Annotated in this window: 32 protein-coding genes; all 32 read left to right on the forward strand. The window is 34.2% G+C overall.

Annotated features, from left to right (window positions below; genetic code table 11):
• The first annotated feature begins 2 nt into the window (after window positions 1-2).
• The 32 genes from rpsJ (at window position 3) to OLM57_RS07920 (ending at window position 18,333) form a co-directional block, all read left to right on the forward strand.
• Window positions 3-308, forward strand: a complete 306-nt coding sequence (gene rpsJ / locus OLM57_RS07765; protein WP_011963470.1) for a 30S ribosomal protein S10 — start codon at window positions 3-5, stop codon at window positions 306-308.
• Window positions 309-462: 154 nt separating this feature from the next.
• Window positions 463-1,080, forward strand: a complete 618-nt coding sequence (rplC, locus tag OLM57_RS07770) for a 50S ribosomal protein L3 (RefSeq protein ID WP_066081043.1) — start codon at window positions 463-465, stop codon at window positions 1,078-1,080.
• A complete protein-coding gene (gene rplD / locus OLM57_RS07775) occupies window positions 1,080-1,709 on the forward strand; it encodes a 50S ribosomal protein L4 (RefSeq protein WP_116761843.1) in 630 nt (209 codons plus the stop codon). Before rplC ends, rplD begins: the two co-directional genes overlap by 1 nt.
• A 6-nt stretch (window positions 1,710-1,715) precedes the next feature.
• Window positions 1,716-2,006 (forward strand): 50S ribosomal protein L23, encoded by a 291-nt coding sequence (gene rplW / locus OLM57_RS07780; protein ID WP_264566653.1) that lies wholly within the window; start codon window positions 1,716-1,718, stop codon window positions 2,004-2,006.
• A 6-nt stretch (window positions 2,007-2,012) separates the two neighbouring features.
• A complete protein-coding gene (gene rplB / locus OLM57_RS07785; protein WP_035668122.1) occupies window positions 2,013-2,837 on the forward strand; it encodes a 50S ribosomal protein L2 in 825 nt (274 codons plus the stop codon).
• Window positions 2,838-2,843: 6 nt separating this feature from the next.
• Entirely contained in the window at window positions 2,844-3,122 is a 279-nt protein-coding gene (rpsS, locus tag OLM57_RS07790; protein ID WP_007136562.1) for a 30S ribosomal protein S19, read from the forward strand.
• Between the two features lie 6 nt (window positions 3,123-3,128).
• Window positions 3,129-3,542: a 50S ribosomal protein L22 gene (rplV, locus tag OLM57_RS07795; protein ID WP_113636701.1), complete on the forward strand. Its 414-nt coding sequence runs from the start codon at window positions 3,129-3,131 to the stop codon at window positions 3,540-3,542.
• 5 nt (window positions 3,543-3,547) lie between these two features.
• Entirely contained in the window at window positions 3,548-4,303 is a 756-nt protein-coding gene (gene rpsC, locus OLM57_RS07800) for a 30S ribosomal protein S3 (protein ID WP_264566654.1), read from the forward strand.
• Between the two features lie 19 nt (window positions 4,304-4,322).
• Entirely contained in the window at window positions 4,323-4,748 is a 426-nt protein-coding gene (gene rplP, locus OLM57_RS07805) for a 50S ribosomal protein L16 (RefSeq protein ID WP_007803637.1), read from the forward strand.
• A gap of 13 nt (window positions 4,749-4,761) precedes the next feature.
• Window positions 4,762-4,953, forward strand: coding sequence for a 50S ribosomal protein L29 (rpmC, locus tag OLM57_RS07810; protein WP_035668115.1), 192 nt, complete (start codon window positions 4,762-4,764; stop codon window positions 4,951-4,953).
• A gap of 12 nt (window positions 4,954-4,965) precedes the next feature.
• Window positions 4,966-5,226 (forward strand): 30S ribosomal protein S17, encoded by a 261-nt coding sequence (gene rpsQ, locus OLM57_RS07815; RefSeq protein ID WP_026707010.1) that lies wholly within the window; start codon window positions 4,966-4,968, stop codon window positions 5,224-5,226.
• Between the two features lie 2 nt (window positions 5,227-5,228).
• Window positions 5,229-5,597 (forward strand): 50S ribosomal protein L14, encoded by a 369-nt coding sequence (gene rplN / locus OLM57_RS07820; protein ID WP_026717863.1) that lies wholly within the window; start codon window positions 5,229-5,231, stop codon window positions 5,595-5,597.
• Window positions 5,598-5,608: 11 nt separating this feature from the next.
• Window positions 5,609-5,923 carry a 50S ribosomal protein L24 gene (gene rplX, locus OLM57_RS07825; protein WP_035668111.1) on the forward strand — a complete coding sequence of 105 codons (315 nt, stop codon included), beginning with the start codon at window positions 5,609-5,611 and terminating at the stop codon, window positions 5,921-5,923.
• A gap of 2 nt (window positions 5,924-5,925) precedes the next feature.
• Window positions 5,926-6,477 (forward strand): 50S ribosomal protein L5, encoded by a 552-nt coding sequence (gene rplE / locus OLM57_RS07830; RefSeq protein ID WP_077377755.1) that lies wholly within the window; start codon window positions 5,926-5,928, stop codon window positions 6,475-6,477.
• A 3-nt stretch (window positions 6,478-6,480) separates the two neighbouring features.
• A complete protein-coding gene (gene rpsN / locus OLM57_RS07835) occupies window positions 6,481-6,750 on the forward strand; it encodes a 30S ribosomal protein S14 (RefSeq protein WP_026707007.1) in 270 nt (89 codons plus the stop codon).
• 103 nt (window positions 6,751-6,853) lie between these two features.
• The gene (gene rpsH, locus OLM57_RS07840) at window positions 6,854-7,252 is read left to right on the forward strand and encodes a 30S ribosomal protein S8 (RefSeq protein WP_077377752.1); all 399 of its coding nucleotides are present in this window, start codon (window positions 6,854-6,856) and stop codon (window positions 7,250-7,252) included.
• Between the two features lie 18 nt (window positions 7,253-7,270).
• Window positions 7,271-7,813: a 50S ribosomal protein L6 gene (gene rplF / locus OLM57_RS07845; protein WP_264566655.1), complete on the forward strand. Its 543-nt coding sequence runs from the start codon at window positions 7,271-7,273 to the stop codon at window positions 7,811-7,813.
• An 11-nt stretch (window positions 7,814-7,824) separates the two neighbouring features.
• On the forward strand, window positions 7,825-8,175 hold the full coding sequence (rplR, locus tag OLM57_RS07850) for a 50S ribosomal protein L18 (protein ID WP_264566656.1): 351 nt from the start codon (window positions 7,825-7,827) through the stop codon (window positions 8,173-8,175).
• A gap of 6 nt (window positions 8,176-8,181) precedes the next feature.
• Window positions 8,182-8,709, forward strand: a complete 528-nt coding sequence (gene rpsE / locus OLM57_RS07855) for a 30S ribosomal protein S5 (RefSeq protein WP_035668102.1) — start codon at window positions 8,182-8,184, stop codon at window positions 8,707-8,709.
• Window positions 8,710-8,721: 12 nt separating this feature from the next.
• A complete protein-coding gene (rpmD, locus tag OLM57_RS07860; protein ID WP_035668100.1) occupies window positions 8,722-8,904 on the forward strand; it encodes a 50S ribosomal protein L30 in 183 nt (60 codons plus the stop codon).
• 11 nt (window positions 8,905-8,915) lie between these two features.
• Window positions 8,916-9,368, forward strand: coding sequence for a 50S ribosomal protein L15 (rplO, locus tag OLM57_RS07865; protein ID WP_264566657.1), 453 nt, complete (start codon window positions 8,916-8,918; stop codon window positions 9,366-9,368).
• A 13-nt stretch (window positions 9,369-9,381) separates the two neighbouring features.
• Window positions 9,382-10,728: a preprotein translocase subunit SecY gene (gene secY, locus OLM57_RS07870; RefSeq protein ID WP_264566658.1), complete on the forward strand. Its 1,347-nt coding sequence runs from the start codon at window positions 9,382-9,384 to the stop codon at window positions 10,726-10,728.
• A 3-nt stretch (window positions 10,729-10,731) separates the two neighbouring features.
• Window positions 10,732-10,947, forward strand: a complete 216-nt coding sequence (gene infA, locus OLM57_RS07875) for a translation initiation factor IF-1 (RefSeq protein WP_007136545.1) — start codon at window positions 10,732-10,734, stop codon at window positions 10,945-10,947.
• 12 nt (window positions 10,948-10,959) lie between these two features.
• On the forward strand, window positions 10,960-11,076 hold the full coding sequence (gene ykgO, locus OLM57_RS07880) for a type B 50S ribosomal protein L36 (protein WP_008992256.1): 117 nt from the start codon (window positions 10,960-10,962) through the stop codon (window positions 11,074-11,076).
• Between the two features lie 2 nt (window positions 11,077-11,078).
• A complete protein-coding gene (gene rpsM / locus OLM57_RS07885; RefSeq protein WP_264566659.1) occupies window positions 11,079-11,453 on the forward strand; it encodes a 30S ribosomal protein S13 in 375 nt (124 codons plus the stop codon).
• 8 nt (window positions 11,454-11,461) lie between these two features.
• A complete protein-coding gene (gene rpsK, locus OLM57_RS07890; RefSeq protein ID WP_024981527.1) occupies window positions 11,462-11,845 on the forward strand; it encodes a 30S ribosomal protein S11 in 384 nt (127 codons plus the stop codon).
• Window positions 11,846-11,937: 92 nt separating this feature from the next.
• A complete protein-coding gene (gene rpsD / locus OLM57_RS07895) occupies window positions 11,938-12,543 on the forward strand; it encodes a 30S ribosomal protein S4 (protein ID WP_035668090.1) in 606 nt (201 codons plus the stop codon).
• Window positions 12,544-12,564: 21 nt separating this feature from the next.
• Window positions 12,565-13,557 carry a DNA-directed RNA polymerase subunit alpha gene (locus OLM57_RS07900; RefSeq protein WP_264566660.1) on the forward strand — a complete coding sequence of 331 codons (993 nt, stop codon included), beginning with the start codon at window positions 12,565-12,567 and terminating at the stop codon, window positions 13,555-13,557.
• Between the two features lie 62 nt (window positions 13,558-13,619).
• Window positions 13,620-14,108, forward strand: a complete 489-nt coding sequence (gene rplQ / locus OLM57_RS07905) for a 50S ribosomal protein L17 (RefSeq protein ID WP_264566661.1) — start codon at window positions 13,620-13,622, stop codon at window positions 14,106-14,108.
• Between the two features lie 281 nt (window positions 14,109-14,389).
• Window positions 14,390-15,499: a glutamine-hydrolyzing carbamoyl-phosphate synthase small subunit gene (gene carA, locus OLM57_RS07910; RefSeq protein ID WP_264566662.1), complete on the forward strand. Its 1,110-nt coding sequence runs from the start codon at window positions 14,390-14,392 to the stop codon at window positions 15,497-15,499.
• Between the two features lie 112 nt (window positions 15,500-15,611).
• Complete coding sequence (eno, locus tag OLM57_RS07915; protein ID WP_264566663.1) at window positions 15,612-16,904, forward strand: phosphopyruvate hydratase; 1,293 nt, start codon at window positions 15,612-15,614, stop codon at window positions 16,902-16,904.
• A gap of 154 nt (window positions 16,905-17,058) precedes the next feature.
• A complete protein-coding gene (locus tag OLM57_RS07920) occupies window positions 17,059-18,333 on the forward strand; it encodes a citrate synthase (RefSeq protein ID WP_264566664.1) in 1,275 nt (424 codons plus the stop codon).
• Window positions 18,334-18,336: the final 3 nt, after the last annotated feature.

The raw sequence follows: 18,336 nt of genomic DNA on the forward strand, positions 1-18,336 counted from the left end.
AAATGAGTCAAAAAATCAGAATAAAATTAAAATCTTACGATCACATGTTGGTAGACAAGTCTGCTGAAAAGATTGTAAAAACGGTAAAAAGTACCGGTGCAGTTGTTACAGGACCAATTCCATTACCAACACACAAAAAACTTTTTACAGTTCTACGTTCTCCACACGTTAACAAAAAAGCGAGAGAACAATTTGAAGTAATGTCATACAAGAGATTGATTGATATTTATTCATCTTCATCTAAAACTATTGATGCTTTAATGAAACTTGAATTGCCAAGTGGAGTTGAAGTTGAAATCAAAGTTTAAGTACTTCAAGAGTAAAAAGGAGCGCTGTTTTTGAGTAAAAAATATTTTTTTGGTTTGTATGCAAATAAGTTATACTTTTGCACCCACTAAAAAAATAGGATTTGCTTAAAAGCTGCGTTCTATATTTATATTTAATAATTAATAATTAATATTTATGTCTGGGTTAATTGGTAGAAAAATCGGCATGACTAGTATTTTCGACGAAAACGGGAAGAATATTCCTTGTACAGTAATTGAAGCTGGTCCATGTGTTGTTACCCAAGTCAGAACCAAAGGTGTTGACGGGTATGAAGCGTTGCAACTTGGTTTCGATGACAAAAACGAGAAACATTCCACAAAAGCGGCTTTAGGTCACTTTAAAAAAGCGGGAACTGTAGCTAAGAAAAAAGTCGTTGAATTCCAAGATTTCGCAACAGAACAAAAATTAGGAGATCTTATTGATGTTTCTATTTTTGCTGAAGGAGAATTTGTAGATGTACAAGGTGTATCTAAAGGTAAAGGTTTTCAAGGGGTTGTAAAACGTCACGGTTTTGGTGGTGTTGGTCAAGCAACTCACGGTCAACACAACCGTTTAAGAGCGCCAGGTTCTGTAGGAGCTTCTTCTTATCCATCTAGAGTATTCAAAGGAATGCGTATGGCTGGAAGAATGGGAGGAGATAATGTAAAAGTTCAAAACCTTAGAGTTTTAAAAGTAGTGGCTGAAAAGAACCTACTTGTTATAAAAGGATGTGTTCCTGGATGTAACAACTCTTATGTAATCATTCAGAAGTAATGGAAGTAAAAGTATTAGATTTCAACGGAAAAGATACTGGAAGAAAAGTTCAACTTTCTGATTCAGTATATGCAATTGAGCCAAACAATCACGCAGTATATCTTGATGTTAAGCAATATCTTGCTAATCAAAGACAAGGAACGCACAAAGCTAAAGAAAGAGCTGAAGTAGCGGGAAGTACACGTAAGATTAAAAAACAAAAAGGAACTGGTACTGCTCGTGCGGGTAGTGCAAAAAACCCTTTGTTTAAAGGTGGTGGAACAGTTTTTGGACCAAGACCAAGAAGTTATTCATTCAAATTGAATAAAAGCTTAAAACGTCTTGCTAGAAAATCTGCTTTCTCTATTAAAGCAAAAGAGTCAAATATAATTGTACTTGAAGATTTTAATTTTGAAACACCAAACACTAAAAATTTCATTAATGTTTTGAAAGCTTTAGAGTTAGAAAACAAAAAATCACTGTTCGTGTTGGGTGATACAAATAAAAATGTATATTTGTCCTCACGTAATTTAAAGGCGGCTAATGTTGTAAGTAGTTATGAATTAAGCACTTACGCTATTTTAAATGCTAATAATTTAGTGCTTTTAGAGAGTTCTTTGGAAGTAATTGAAGAAAATTTAAGTAAATAATAGGATATGAGCATCATAATTAAACCTATAGTAACGGAAAAAGTAACCAAAGAAAGTGAAGTTTTAAACCGTTTTGGATTCGTTGTTAACAAAAAAGCAAATAAAGTTGAAATTAAGAAAGCTGTTGAAGCTGCTTATGGAGTAACTATTTTGAGTGTTAACACAATGAATGTAAGACCAGACAGAACTACTAAATACACTAAAAGTGGTTTAATCAGTGGAAAGACAAATGCTATTAAAAAAGCAATTGTACAAGTACAAGAAGGAGAAACAATTGATTTTTACAACAATATCTAAGATAAAATGTCAGTAAGAAAATTAAAACCTATTACCCCAGGTCAGCGATTTAGAGTTGTGAATGGTTATGACGCCATTACAACTGATAAGCCGGAACGCTCTTTGATAGCGCCGATAAAAAACTCTGGAGGTAGAAATAGTCAAGGAAAGATGACCATGCGTTATACGGGTGGTGGTCACAAGCAGAGATATCGTATTATTGATTTCAAACGTACAAAAGAAGGAATTCCAGCTACAGTGAAATCAATCGAATATGATCCAAATCGTACTGCGTTTATCGCATTATTAGCTTACGCTGATGGTGAGAAAACTTATGTTATTGCTCAAAACGGATTGAAAGTTGGTCAGAAATTAGTTTCTGGACCAGAATCTCAACCAGAAATTGGTAATACATTACCTTTAAGTAGAGTTCCACTTGGAACTGTAATTTCTTGTATCGAATTGAGACCAGGACAAGGAGCTGTAATCGCTCGTTCTGCTGGAACATTTGCTCAATTGATGGCAAGAGATGGAAAATATGCAACAATTAAAATGCCTTCTGGAGAAACAAGATTAATCTTGTTGACCTGTTCGGCTACAATTGGTGCGGTTTCTAATTCAGACCACCAATTAGTTGTATCAGGAAAAGCTGGTAGAACAAGATGGTTAGGAAGAAGACCTAGAACAAGACCTGTTGCAATGAACCCTGTCGATCACCCAATGGGTGGTGGTGAAGGACGTTCTTCTGGTGGACATCCACGTTCAAGAAATGGAATACCAGCTAAAGGTTATAGAACTCGTTCTAAGAAAAACCCGAGTAACAAGTATATCGTAGAACGTAGAAAGAAATAATAAGATATGGCACGTTCATTAAAAAAAGGACCTTTCGTTCATTATAAGTTAGACAAGAAAGTTCAAGAAAACATTGCAGGTGGAAATAAAGGAGTAGTTAAGACCTGGTCTAGAGCTTCTATGATTACTCCAGACTTTGTTGGACAAACTATCGCAGTTCATAACGGTCGTCAATTTGTACCAGTTTACGTAACAGAAAACATGGTAGGTCACAAATTAGGAGAATTTTCACCAACTAGATCTTTTAGAGGTCATGCTGGAGCAAAAAATAAAGGTAAAAAATAAGAAGCAATGGGAGTTCGTAAAAGAGAAACAGCAGATGCGAGAAAAGAGGCTAATAAGTCTTTAGCTTTCGCAAAATTGAATAACTGCCCTACTTCACCTAGAAAAATGCGCTTAGTAGCGGACTTGGTAAGAGGTCAGAAGGTAGAAAGAGCACTAAACATCTTAAGATTCAGTTCTAAAGAAGCTTCAAGAAAATTAGAAAAATTGGTTTTATCTGTAATTGCCAACTGGCAAGCAAAAAACCCTGACGCTAATATGGAAGAAGCTGGTTTATTTGTTAAGGAAATCCGTGTAGATGGTGGAATGATGTTGAAAAGACTTCGTCCAGCTCCACAAGGAAGAGCACACAGAATAAGAAAACGTTCAAATCACGTAACAATCGTGTTGGGAGCTATCAATAACACACAAAGCAATTCTTAAGCAGCATGGGACAAAAGACAAATCCAATTGGAAATAGACTTGGTATCATCAGAGGATGGGACTCAAACTGGTATGGTGGAAATGATTACGGCGATAAATTAGCCGAAGATTATAAAATCAGAAAGTATATCCACGCTCGTTTATCAAAAGCTAGTGTATCGAAAGTAATCATTGAGAGAACTTTAAAACTTGTAACCGTTACTATCACTACTGCTAGACCTGGTATCATTATCGGAAAAGGTGGACAAGAGGTAGACAAGTTGAAAGAGGAACTTAAAAAAGTTACTGACAAAGAGGTTCAAATCAACATCTTTGAAATTAAAAGACCTGAACTTGACGCGTATCTAGTTGCTACAAGCATCTGTCGTCAAATCGAAAGCAGAATTTCTTACAGACGTGCAATCAAAATGGCTATTGCTGCTTCTATGCGTATGAACGCAGAAGGTATCAAAGTTTTGATTTCTGGTCGTTTGAATGGTGCAGAGATGGCTCGTTCAGAAGGTTTCAAAGAAGGTAGAATTCCTCTATCAACTTTCAGAGCTGATATTGATTATGCACTTGCTGAAGCGCATACTACTTATGGTAGAATGGGAATCAAAGTGTGGATCATGAAAGGTGAAGTTTATGGAAAGAGAGATCTTTCTCCACTTGCAGGAATGGATAAAAAACAACCTGGTGGTGGTAAAGGTGGCGATGCTCCTAGAGGAGACAGAAAGCCTTTTAATAAAGGTGGAAAACCAGACGCTCGTAAACGAAAGTAAATTTTTAAACTAAAGAAAAATGTTACAGCCTAAAAGAACAAAATACCGTAAGGTACAAAAAGGTAAAATGAAAGGAAATTCTCAAAGAGGACATGAACTTTCAAATGGAATGTTTGGTATTAAATCTGTACATGAAGATGGAATGTTCTTAACCTCTCGTCAAATCGAAGCTGCGCGTATTGCTGCAACTCGTTTTATGAAAAGAGAAGGACAATTATGGATCAAAATATTTCCAGACAAACCTATCACTAAGAAGCCTCTTGAGGTACGTATGGGTAAAGGTAAAGGTGCAGTTGAGTATTGGGCTGCCGTTGTTAAACCCGGAAGAATTATGTTTGAAGTTGGAGGAGTTCCTTTATCAGTTGCAAAAGAGGCGTTACGTCTTGCAGCTCAAAAGCTTCCAGTAAAAACCAAATTCGTAGTTGCTAGAGATTTCGAAGCATAATCTATATTATATTATGAAACAATCAGAAATAAAAGATCTTTCTGCAGCGGAGTTGCAAGAAAAACTTAGCCAGACTAAGAAGGCATATGCCGACCTAAAAATGGCTCACGCTATTTCACCAATTGAGAACCCACTTCAAATTAGAAGTGTAAGAAGAACAGTTGCAAGATTAGCTACCGAACTTACTAAAAGAGAATTACAATAATTCTGCTGAAAGATGGAAGAAAAAAGAAATTTAAGAAAAGAAAGAGTTGGGGTTGTTACTTCAAACAAAATGGATAAATCCATTGTAGTTGCTCAGGTAACAAAAGTAAAACACCCATTATACGGTAAGTTCGTGTTGAAAACAAAGAAATTTGTAGCGCATGACGAAACAAACGACTGTAACATAGGAGATACTGTAAGAATTAGCGAAACGCGTCCTTTAAGTAAATCAAAATGTTGGAGATTAGTTGAAATCCTAGAAAGAGCTAAATAATTATGGTACAACAAGAATCAAGACTAAAAGTCGCAGATAACACTGGAGCTAAAGAAGTTTTAACTATCCGTGTTTTAGGAGGTACCAAAAGAAGGTATGCCTCTGTTGGAGACAAGATTGTAGTTTCTATCAAAGATACAGCGCCTAACGGAAGCGTTAAAAAAGGAGCTGTTTCAACTGCAGTTGTTGTACGTACCAAAAAAGAAGTAAGAAGAGCCGATGGTTCTTATATCCGTTTCGATGATAATGCATGTGTTCTTTTGAATGCAGCAGGGGAAATGAGAGGAACTCGTGTTTTTGGTCCGGTAGCAAGAGAACTTCGTGAAAAACAATTCATGAAAATTGTATCATTAGCACCAGAAGTGCTTTAATTCGTTTTAAGATGATAAAGCTAAAAATAAAATCAGGAGACATCGTAAGAGTAATTGCTGGAGACCATAAAGGTGCTGAAGGTAAAGTATTACGTGTATACCGTGAGAAAAACAAAGCAATTGTTGAAGGTGTAAATATGGTTTCAAAACATACGAAACCTAGTGCAAAAAGCCCTCAAGGTGGTATTGTAAAAAAGGAAGCTTCTATACAAATATCTAATATTTCTCTTATTGATCCTAAAACAAAGGAAACAACTAGAGTAGGTATCAGAGTTGAAGGAGATAAGAAAGTAAGATTTTCAAAAAAATCTAATCAAGTACTATAGTAATGGCATATATACCTAGACTAAAAGAAGAATATAAGAGTAGAGTTATCTCTGCTCTTAAAGAAGAATTCGGTTACACAAACGTAATGCAAGTTCCTAAATTGGAAAAAATCGTTTTGAGTAAAGGAGTTGGTGCAGCAGTATCTGATAAAAAATTGATTGACTATGCAGTTGATGAATTGACAAAGATCACTGGACAAAAAGCAGTATCTACTATTTCAAAGAAAGACGTTGCGTCTTTTAAATTAAGAAAAGGGATGCCTATTGGAGCAAAAGTAACTTTGCGTGGTGAAAGAATGTATGAGTTTTTAGATAGACTTATTACTTCAGCATTGCCACGTGTGAGAGACTTCAGTGGTATTAAAGCTACTGGTTTTGATGGTAGAGGAAATTATAATTTAGGTGTTTTAGAGCAAATCATTTTCCCTGAAATTGATATTGACAAAGTAAATAAAATATCTGGAATGGACATTTCTTTTGTAACTACTGCAAAAACAGACAAAGAAGCAAAGTCATTGTTGGCTGAATTAGGTTTACCTTTTAAAAAGAATTAAGATATGGCTAAAGAATCAATGAAAGCCCGTGAGGTTAAAAGAGAAAAAACGGTAGCTAAGTATGCTGAGAAAAGAAAAGCTTTGTTAGAAGCTGGAGATTTCGTAGGTTTGCAAAAATTACCGAAAAATGCTTCTCCAGTTCGTTTGCACAATCGTTGTAAATTAACAGGTAGACCAAGAGGGTATATGCGTCAATTCGGTATTTCACGTGTTACATTTCGTGAAATGGCTAATAATGGACTAATACCAGGTGTTAAAAAAGCATCTTGGTAGAAAAATATTCAGACGTGAGTAATCACGTCTGTTTTTCACATTTATAAACTGGTTTCAGGTTCGATTACGTTTAATCGAAAACCGTTACCGCAAATCAATACATATGTATACAGATCCAATTGCAGATTATTTGACGAGAGTTAGAAACGCTGTGGCTGCAAACCACAAAGTTGTCGAAATTCCAGCTTCTAATCTAAAAAAAGAAATAACAAAGATCTTATTTGATCAAGGTTATATCTTAAGTTACAAATTTGAAGACAACGCTGTACAGGGTTCAATCAAAATTGCTTTGAAGTACGATAAAGATACTAAAGAGCCTGTAATAAAAGATATCCAAAGAATTAGTAAACCAGGTTTACGTAAGTATGCAGGTGCTTCTAAAATACCAAGAATCCTTAACGGATTGGGAATTGCTATTGTTTCAACTTCAAAAGGGTTGATGACAGGTAAACAAGCCAAGCAATTAAATGTAGGTGGAGAAGTAATTTGTTACGTATACTAATTTTAAAGACTATATAAGATGTCAAGAATAGGTAAAAGCCCAGTAACAATACCAGCTGGAGTAACTGTTTCGGTTGCTGATGGTATTATTACAGTAAAAGGAAAAAATGGTCAACTGACACAGGAGTTTTCGGACGTAACTGTTACAGTTGAAGGAGATCAAGTTCAAGTAGAAAGATCTTCTGATCACAAAGACCAAAGAGCAAAACATGGTTTGTACAGATCTTTAATCAATAACATGATTATCGGAGTGTCTGAAGGTTTTACAAAATCTTTGGAATTGGTAGGAGTTGGTTATAGAGCTTCAAATCAAGGTCAAAAATTAGATTTGGCTTTAGGTTTTTCACACAATATTATTCTAGAAGTTGCACCAGAGGTAACTCTTGAAACAATATCTGAAAAAGGTAAAAATCCAATTGTAAAATTAACATCATTTGACAAACAACTTTTAGGTCAAGTTGCGGCAAAAATTAGAGGTTTCCGTAAACCTGAGCCGTACAAAGGAAAAGGTGTTAAATTTGTAGGTGAAGTATTAAGAAGAAAAGCAGGTAAATCAGCTTAAAAAATAACATTATGTCATTAACAAAACCTGAAAGAAGACAAAGAATTAGATTCAGAATTAGAAAAACGATCAGTGGTACTGCTACTAATCCAAGACTATCTGTTTTTAGAAGTAACAAAGAAATTTACGCTCAATTAATTGATGATGTAAACGGAGTTACTTTATTGGCTGCTTCTTCAAGAGAAAAAGAAATAGGAAAAGGTACGAACGTAGAAGTTGCAACTGCAGTTGGGAAACTAGTAGCAGAAAAAGCTTTGAAAGCCGGTATAGATGTTGTAACATTCGATAGAGGAGGTTATTTATATCATGGTCGTATTAAATCATTAGCGGAAGGCGCGAGAGCGGCTGGACTTAAATTCTAATATAGTATGTCTAATAGTAAATACAAGAATGTAGAGCTAGTAAAACCAAGTGGTCTTGAACTAAAAGATCGTTTGGTAAGTGTAAATCGTGTTACTAAAGTTACAAAGGGAGGTAGAGCTTTTGGTTTTTCTGCTATTGTAGTTGTAGGTGATGAAAATGGAGTGGTTGGTCACGGATTAGGAAAATCTAAAGACGTTTCTGAAGCAATTGCGAAAGCAGTAGAAGATGCTAAGAAAAATTTAGTAAAAATTCCTTTGAATGGACAATCTGTTCCTCACGAACAAAAAGGTAAATTTGGTGGTGCACGTGTATTCTTAATTCCTGCCTCTCATGGTACAGGAGTTATTGCTGGTGGAGCTGTTCGTTCAGTTCTTGAATCAGTAGGAATTCATGATGTATTGTCTAAATCACAAGGATCTTCAAATCCTCACAACGTAGTGAAAGCAACTTTTGATGCTTTATTACAAATGAGAAGTGCTTATACTGTTGCAAAACAAAGAGGCGTTTCTTTAGAAAAAGTTTTTAAAGGTTAATTCAAGGAAATTATGGCTAAATTATTAGTAAAACAAGTTAGAAGCAAAATCAACTGCCCTCTTACTCAAAAAAGAGGTTTGGAAGCTTTAGGTCTACGTAAAATGGGACAAGTTGTAGAGCATGATTCAAATCCTACAATCCTTGGGATGATAAATAAAGTTAAACACTTAGTTTCTGTTGAAGAAACTAAATAACAAATACTGTTATGAATTTAAGTAACTTACAACCTGCTGAAGGTTCTACACACAATCAAAATAAAAGATTAGGTAGAGGAGAAGGTTCTGGTAAAGGTGGTACCTCTGCAAGAGGACACAAAGGAGCAAAATCTCGTTCTGGTTATTCTAAAAAGATTGGTTTTGAAGGTGGGCAAATGCCTCTTCAAAGACGTGTGCCTAAGTTTGGTTTCACTAACATCAATCGTAAAGAATACGAGGGTGTTAATCTTGATACTCTTCAATTATTAGTTGATAATGGAGTAATTACAGATACTGTTGATATGACAGTTTATGTAGCTAATCGTCTTGCTACCAAAAATGAAATCGTTAAGATTTTAGGTAGAGGAGAATTGACAGCAAAATTAAAAGTAACTGCTCACAAATTTACTGCTACTGCAAAAGCTGCTATTGAAGCTGCTGGAGGAGAAGCTGTAATCATGTAATTTTTCAATTAAGATGAAGAAATTTATTGAATCAATAAGTAATGTTTGGAAAATAGAAGAACTAAAGAATAGAATTCTTATTACTTTAGGTCTACTTCTTGTTTATCGTTTTGGTGCTCATGTTACACTTCCAGGAATTGACGCAACTCAATTAACTGGTTTAGCAGGACAGACAAAAAATGGATTAGGATCTATTCTAGACATGTTTACCGGAGGTGCATTTTCTAAAGCTTCAGTTTTTGCTTTGGGAATTATGCCTTACATTTCTGCATCTATTGTAGTGCAACTTATGGGAATTGCAATTCCTTATTTGCAAAAACTTCAAAGCGATGGAGAGAGTGGTAGAAAAAAAATCAATCAAATTACCCGTTGGTTAACTATTGTTATTACATTAGTACAAGGACCAACTTATATCTACAATCTTTATAGAACTTTACCTAGTTCAGCATTTTTATTAGGGTTTAACTCTTTTGAATTCTTATTTTCTTCAGTGGTTATTCTAGTTACAGGTACAATTTTTGCCATGTGGTTAGGAGAAAAAATTACTGATAAAGGAATCGGAAACGGTATTTCCCTTTTGATTATGGTTGGTATATTAGCTAGGTTGCCTCAAGCTTTTATGCAAGAATTCACAACTAGAGTTACTAATAATAATGGAGGACCAATGTTATTGGTTATCGAAATCATTATTTGGTTGCTTGTTATTATTTCTTGTGTATTATTAGTTATGGCAATTAGAAAAATTCCAGTGCAGTATGCTCGTCGTACAACTTCTGGAGATTTCGAACAAGATATGATGGGTGGTAACAGACAATGGATTCCATTAAAGCTTAATGCATCTGGTGTAATGCCAATTATATTTGCACAAGCAATTATGTTTATTCCTGCTGCTGTCGCTGGTTTGTCTAAGTCAGATGCATCACAATCTATTGTTGGTGCTTTTAGTAACATGTTTGGATTTTGGTATAACCTTGTTTTTGCAACTTTGATAGTTGTATTTACTTTCTTTTATACTGCCATTACAGTACCTACTAACAAAATGTCTGATGATTTAAAGAGAAGCGGTGGTTTTATTCCTGGGATTAGACCCGGAGCAGAAACTTCTGATTATCTTGATAAAGTGATGTCTTTGATAACTTTTCCAGGATCTTTATTTCTTGCTTTGATAGCTGTGTTCCCAGCGATTGTTGTGAGTCTTATGGATGTTCAACAATCTTGGGCTATGTTTTTTGGAGGGACTTCATTGATAATTATGGTTGGAGTTGCAATTGATACAATTCAACAAATTAATTCATACTTGTTGAATAAACATTATGATGGTTTGATGAAAAGTGGTAAAAATAGAAAAGCGGTAGCTTAACTTATGGCAAAACAATCAGCAATAGAACAAGACGGATCCATCATCGAAGCATTATCAAATGCGATGTTCCGTGTAGAGTTAGAAAATGGACATATTGTAATTGCTCATATTTCTGGAAAAATGCGTATGCATTATATCAAATTATTACCTGGTGATAAAGTGAAACTAGAAATGAGTCCTTATGATTTGTCAAAAGCAAGAATTACTTATAGATATTAAAGGATATTCACTATGAAAGTTAGAGCATCAGTAAAAAAGAGAAGTCCCGAGTGCAAAATTGTGCGTAGAAAAGGGAGATTGTACGTAATAAACAAAAAGAATCCTAGATTTAAACAAAGACAAGGATAATTATGGCAAGAATAGCAGGGGTAGATATCCCGAAAAATAAGAGAGGTGTTATAGCACTTACCTACATCTTCGGATTAGGAAATAGTAGAGCAATTGAGATTTTAGAAAAAGCTCAAGTTAGCCAAGATAAAAAAGTTCAAGACTGGAATGATGACGAGATCGGAGCAATTCGTGAGGCGGTATCAGCTTTCAAAATTGAAGGAGAATTACGTTCTGAAGTTTCTTTAAACATCAAACGTTTAATGGATATTGGATGTTATAGAGGTATCCGTCATAGATCTGGTCTTCCATTAAGAGGACAAAGAACTAAAAACAACTCTAGAACAAGAAAAGGTAAAAGAAAAACTGTTGCGAACAAGAAAAAAGCAACTAAATAATAAGTAATATGGCTAAAGCAACTGCAAAAAAACGTAAAGTTATCGTTGAATCAACGGGAGAAGCTCATATTTCTGCTACCTTCAATAACATCATTATTTCTTTGACTAACAAAAAAGGTGAAGTTATTTCTTGGTCTTCAGCTGGTAAAATGGGTTTTAGAGGTTCTAAAAAGAACACTCCATACGCAGCTCAAATGGCAGCAGAAGATTGTAGTAAAGTAGCTCTTGAGGCTGGACTTAAAAAAGTAAAGGTTTATGTAAAAGGACCAGGAAACGGACGTGAGTCTGCTATCCGTTCTTTGCATAACGGTGGAATTGAAGTTACAGAGATTATCGATGTTACTCCAATGCCTCACAATGGATGTCGTCCTCCAAAAAGACGTAGAGTTTAATACTCAAAAATTTTTATAGTATAACCTAGATTGAATATAGATTATCGAAGGATAAGACCTGAATTCATAATCTCAATCTTAAACAATTTAAAATGGCAAGATATACTGGTCCTAGTACAAGAATCGCTCGTAAATTTGGCGAGGCAATTTTCGGAGACGATAAAGCTTTCGAAAAAAGAAATTATCCACCTGGTCAACACGGGATGGCTAAAAAAAGAGGGAAAAAATCTGAATATGCTGTCCAGTTAATGGAAAAGCAAAAAGCTAAATATTCTTATGGAATTTTAGAAAAACAATTCAGAAATTTATTCGAAAAAGCATCAGCTACCAAAGGTGTAACTGGTGAAGTATTGTTACAATTGTGTGAAGCAAGACTTGATAATGTAGTTTTTAGAATGGGGATTGCTCCATCTAGAAGAGGTGCACGTCAAATCGTTTCTCACCGTCACATTACAGTAAACGGAGAAAATGTAAATATTCCTTCTTATCACTTGAAACCAGGTGATGTTGTTGGTGTTCGTGAAAAGTCTAAATCTATAGAAGCTATCGAACGTTCTTTATCTAATTCAAGTCATGTTTATGAATGGATTACTTGGAATAATGAAACTAAATCAGGTACTTTTGTTACTGTTCCTGCTAGGCTTCAAATTCCAGAAAACATCAAAGAACAATTAATCGTAGAGTTGTACAACAAATAATAATTGACTTAGTCGAAATTTATGGCAATATTTAATTTTCAGAAGCCCGATAAAGTTATCATGATCGATTCAACCGATTTTGAAGGTAAGTTTGAATTCAGACCTTTAGAACCAGGATACGGATTGACCGTTGGTAATGCACTTAGAAGAGTTTTGCTTTCAGCATTAGAAGGTTATGCAATTACATCTGTTCGTATAGAAGGTGTAGATCATGAGTTTTCTACTATTTCAGGAGTTGTTGAAGACGTTACCGAAATTATCCTTAATCTTAAACAAGTACGTTTCAAACGTCAAATTGAAGATATAGATAATGAATCAGTTACTATTTCTGTTTCAGGTAAAGATCAATTGACAGCTGGTGATTTTCAAAAATTCATTTCAGGTTTCCAAGTTTTGAATCCAGAATTGGTTATCTGTAATTTGGATAGTAAAATCAAACTGAATTTCGATTTAACCATCGAAAAAGGTAGAGGATATGTTCCTGCTGAAGAGAACAAAAAACAAAATGCTGCAATAGGAACTATTTTTACTGACTCAATTTTTACTCCGGTAAAAAATGTTAAGTATTCAATTGAAAACTTCCGTGTAGAGCAAAAAACAGATTACGAAAAATTGGTTTTTGAAATAAAAACTGATGGTTCTATCAATCCTAAAGATGCTCTTACTGAAGCTGCAAAAGTTTTAATTCACCATTTTATGTTGTTTTCTGACGAAAGAATTACACTTGAGGCTGATGAAATTGCACAAACAGAATCGTATGATGAAGAATCATTACATATGAGACAATTGCTTAAAACTAAGCTTGTTGATATGGATTTGTCTGTTAGAGCATTAAATTGCTTGAAAGCGGCTGAAGTTGATACACTTGGAGATTTAGTATCGTTCAATAAAAATGACCTAATGAAATTCCGTAATTTCGGTAAAAAATCTTTAACGGAACTAGACGAACTAGTTGCGATTAAAAATTTGAACTTCGGAATGGATTTGGCAAAATACAAACTAGATAAAGAATAAATTACTTCATATTTTGCTCTCCAAAGTGGATAGTAGCAAGATGAAGTTATAAAAAACAAGTCATGAGACACGGAAAAAAATTCAATCACTTAAGCAGACAGACTGCACATAGAAGTTCTATGTTGGCTAATATGGCTTGTTCTCTTATTGAGCACAAACGTATTAACACTACTGTTGCTAAAGCTAAAGCGCTTAAACAATTTGTTGAACCGCTTATAACAAAATCAAAATCAGATACAACTCACAATCGTCGTATCGTTTTTGCTTACTTACGTAGTAAATATGCAGTAACTGACTTGTTCAGAGATGTAGCTGCTAAAGTAGGTGATCGTCCAGGAGGATACACACGTATCATTAAAGTTGGAAATCGTTTAGGAGATAATGCTGATATGGCAATGATCGAATTGGTAGATTTCAATGAGCTTTACAACGGAGGTAAGAAAGAAGTTAAAAAAGCAAAAAGCCGTCGTGGTGGGAAAGCTAAAAAAGCAGACGAAGCTACTGAAGCTCCAGCTGCTGAAGTTGAATCAACTGATACTGCTGCTGAATAATTATGAAAATAATCATTCGATAATAATCAAGGATAAACTATTTATAGTTTATCCTTTTTTTTTGTTTTCTAAAACCATTTTTGTTCATTTTACTAATTATCGAAAACAGAATTGTAATCATGGCATTTTGTAATGTAAAAGATTATTTCTTTCTTTTTTTTGAACAATTTTTTGTCTTTTTGTTACTCTTTGTTATCGAGTACCTCATTGATTGAATTATTTATTAAAAACATTGCATCCGCTGTTTTAAAAAATTAAATTTGCACAATATTAAATTACACATGAAATATACAACACGAAAAAGCGCTATTCTTCTATTAAGTGACGGAACAATTTTTCACGGAAAATCTATTGGAATAAGTGGTAAAACATTTGGAGAAGTTTGTTTTAATACAGGCATGACCGGTTATCAGGAGATTTTTACTGATCCTTCTTATTTTGGTCAGTTAATGGTTGCTACAAATGCCCATATTGGGAATTACGGGGTAAATGACAAAGAGGTTGAATCTAACAGTATTAAAATAGCAGGTTTAATTTGCAAAAATTTTAGTTTTAATTATTCTCGTGAAGATTCTGCGGGTAGTTTAGAAGATTATTTTATCAAAGAGAATTTGATCTGTATTTCAGATGTTGATACTCGAGCATTAGTAAGTTATATTCGTGAAAACGGGGCAATGAATGCTGTTATATGTACTGATGACACTGCTGTAGAAGAATTAAAAATCTTATTAGCTGAAGTTCCTGACATGAAAGGATTGGAATTGGCTTCAAAAGTTTCTACTAAAGCGCCTTATTTTTATGGAGATGAAAACGCTACTTATAAAATTTCTGCTTTAGATTTGGGAATTAAAGAAAATATACTTCGTAATCTGGCAAAAAGAGATTGTTATATTAAAGTGTTTCCTTATGATGCTACTTTTCAGGAATTGGCATCATTTGATCCTGATGGTTTTTTCTTGTCTAATGGTCCTGGAGATCCAGATCCTTTAGAAAGTGCCATAAACGTAGCTAAAGAGATAATCGTAAATGATAAACCTTTGTTTGGAATTTGTTTAGGGCATCAGGTTATTGCTTTGGCAAATGGTGTTTCAACTTATAAAATGTTCAATGGTCACAGAGGGATTAATCATCCTGTAAAAAATATAATAACGGGGCGTGGTGAAATCACTTCTCAGAATCATGGTTTTGCAGTAAATAAAGAAGAATTGGACGATCATCCTGATTTAGAAATTACTCATTTGCATTTGAACGATGGTACAGTTGCAGGTATGAGAATGAAAAATAAAAATTGTTTTTCTGTTCAATATCATCCTGAAGCTAGCCCTGGACCGCACGATTCTTCTTATCTTTTTGATCAGTTTATTGAAAATATCAAATCTGTACAAGACTAAAACGTTATCGTTAATAAATAAAAACATATTAACGTTTTAAGAATAAAGACTTGTGATTTTTTTTACTTAATTTTGAGTAAAATACAAATTAATAACATAAAAAATAAGAATAATGAGTATTATTATTAAAATTCACGCAAGACAAATTTTTGATTCAAGAGGTAATCCTACCGTAGAAGTTGATGTAATTACAGAGAATGGAGTTTTAGGTAGAGCCGCTGTTCCTTCAGGAGCTTCTACAGGAGAGCATGAAGCACATGAATTACGTGATGGTGGAAAAGCTTTTGTTGGAAAAGGTGTTTTGAAAGCGGTTGAAAATGTAAATACTAAAATTGCTGAAGAATTAATTGGAACTTCTGTTTTTGAGCAAAATCTAATCGATCAAATGATGATTGATTTAGACGGTACACCAACTAAATCTAGTTTGGGAGCTAATGCAATTCTTGGAGTTTCTCTTGCTGTTGCAAAAGCTGCTGCAAATGAATTGGGATTACCTTTATATAGATATGTTGGTGGTGTTTCTGCAAACACTTTGCCTTTACCAATGATGAATATTATCAATGGTGGGTCACATTCTGATGCACCTATTGCTTTTCAGGAGTTTATGATTATGCCAGTTAAGGCAACTTCTTTTGCACAAGCTTTACAAATGGGAACAGAAATTTTCCATAACCTTAAAAAAGTATTGCATGACAGAGGTCTTTCGACTGCTGTTGGCGATGAAGGTGGGTTTGCTCCAACTTTAGCTGGTGGTACTGAAGATGCTTTGGATACTATTAAAAAAGCTGTTGAATTGGCAGGTTATACTTTTGGTGACGAAATTATGATTGCTTTGGATTGTGCTTCTGCAGAATTTTATGTAGATGGTAAATATGATTATTCTAAATTTGAAGGTCCAACTGGAAAAATTAGAACTTCTGCTGAACAAGTTGAATATTTAGCTGAATTAGTAGCTAAGTATCCAATTATTTCTATCGAAGATGGTATGGATGAAAATGACTGGGATGGTTGGAAACTACTTACCGAAAAAATTGGTCATAAAGTACAGTTGGTTGGAGATGATTTATTTGTAACAAATGTAAAAAGATTATCTACAGGTATTGAGAAAGGTATAGCTAACTCTATATTGGTAAAAGTGAACCAAATTGGAACTTTAACGGAAACAATTGCTGCTGTGAATATGGCTAAAAATGCAGGATATACTTCAGTAATGTCTCACCGTTCAGGGGAAACTGAAGATTATACAATTGCAGATTTAGCAGTTGCATTAAACTGTGGTCAAATTAAAACAGGATCTGCTTCTCGTTCAGATCGTATGGCGAAATACAATCAATTATTAAGAATTGAAGAAGAACTTGGGAATTCTGCATATTTTCCTGGAAAAAACGCTTTTAAAATTAAGTAATACTAATAGGATTATAATAAAAAAGCCATTCATCTCAAGTGAATGGCTTTTTTATTGAATATTTAACAAATTGATTGACCATTTAGTTTTTAATTTAATGTGGAATTCCTTAGATTTGGTAAATTATAATTTAAATTTTATTTCATAAAAAAATATGTCAAAAATAGCGATATTAGAAATCGATGGTAATAAATTTGAGCTTCCGGTAATTATTGGAAGTGAGAATGAAGCTGCCGTAGATATTAGTAAATTACGTGATATGTCGGGGGTGATTACTCTTGATCCGGGTTATAAAAATTCTGGTGCTTGTAAAAGTGAAATTACTTTTTTGGATGGGGAACTTGGGATTTTACGTTACAGAGGTTATTCTATTGAAGAGTTAGCTGAAAAATCTCATTTTCTTGAAGTTTCTTATTTAATAATTTTTGGAAATTTGCCCTCAGTTGAAAGACTGCAACAATTTGAGAACGACATTCGCAAATTCACTTTGGTAAGTGAAGAAATGAAGATTATTCTAGATGGTTTCCCAAGAACTGCACATCCGATGGGAGTTTTGTCTGCCTTGACAAGTGCTTTGACCGCATTTAACCCTAAGTCTGTAGATGCCGATAATGAAAAAGACATGTATGACGCAGTTTGTAAAACTATTGCTAAATTTTTAGTTATTGCTACCTGGACTTATAGAAAAAGTATGGGATATCCTTTGAATTACTATGATAATACAATTGGATACGTTGAGAATTTTATGAATTTGATGTTTAAGTTGCCTACAGGGCCTTATACAGCAAATCCAATTATAATAGATGCATTAGATAAATTATTTATTTTACACGCAGATCATGAACAAAATTGTTCTACATCTACAGTTAGAATGGTAGGTTCATCTCATGCTGGTCTTTTTGCTTCAATTTCAGCAGGAGTTTCGGCTTTATGGGGTCCATTGCACGGAGGTGCTAACCAAGCCGTACTTGAAATGTTGGAAGAAATACATGCCACTGGTGGTGATGCAGACAAATATCTGGCCAAAGCAAAAGATAAAAATGATCCATTCAGATTAATGGGTTTTGGTCATAGAGTTTACAAAAATTTTGATCCAAGAGCCAAAATTATCAAAAAAGCGGCAGATGAAGTTCTTGCTACTTTGGGTGTAGAAGATCCAATTCTTGAAATTGCTAAAAAGTTGGAGATTGCCGCATTAGAAGATGAATATTTTAAATCAAGAAATTTATATCCGAATGTAGATTTTTATTCCGGAATTATTTATAGAGCATTAGGAATTCCAACAGATATGTTTACTGTATTGTTTGCAATAGGCAGATTACCAGGTTGGATCGCACAATGGAAAGAAATGAGGGAGAATAAAGAACCTATTGGAAGACCAAGACAGATTTATACTGGTTATCCTTTGAGAGAATATCCAAAGTCATAATAT

It is taken from the genome of Flavobacterium sp. N3904 (assembly GCF_025947305.1).
GTDB lineage: Bacteria > Bacteroidota > Bacteroidia > Flavobacteriales > Flavobacteriaceae > Flavobacterium.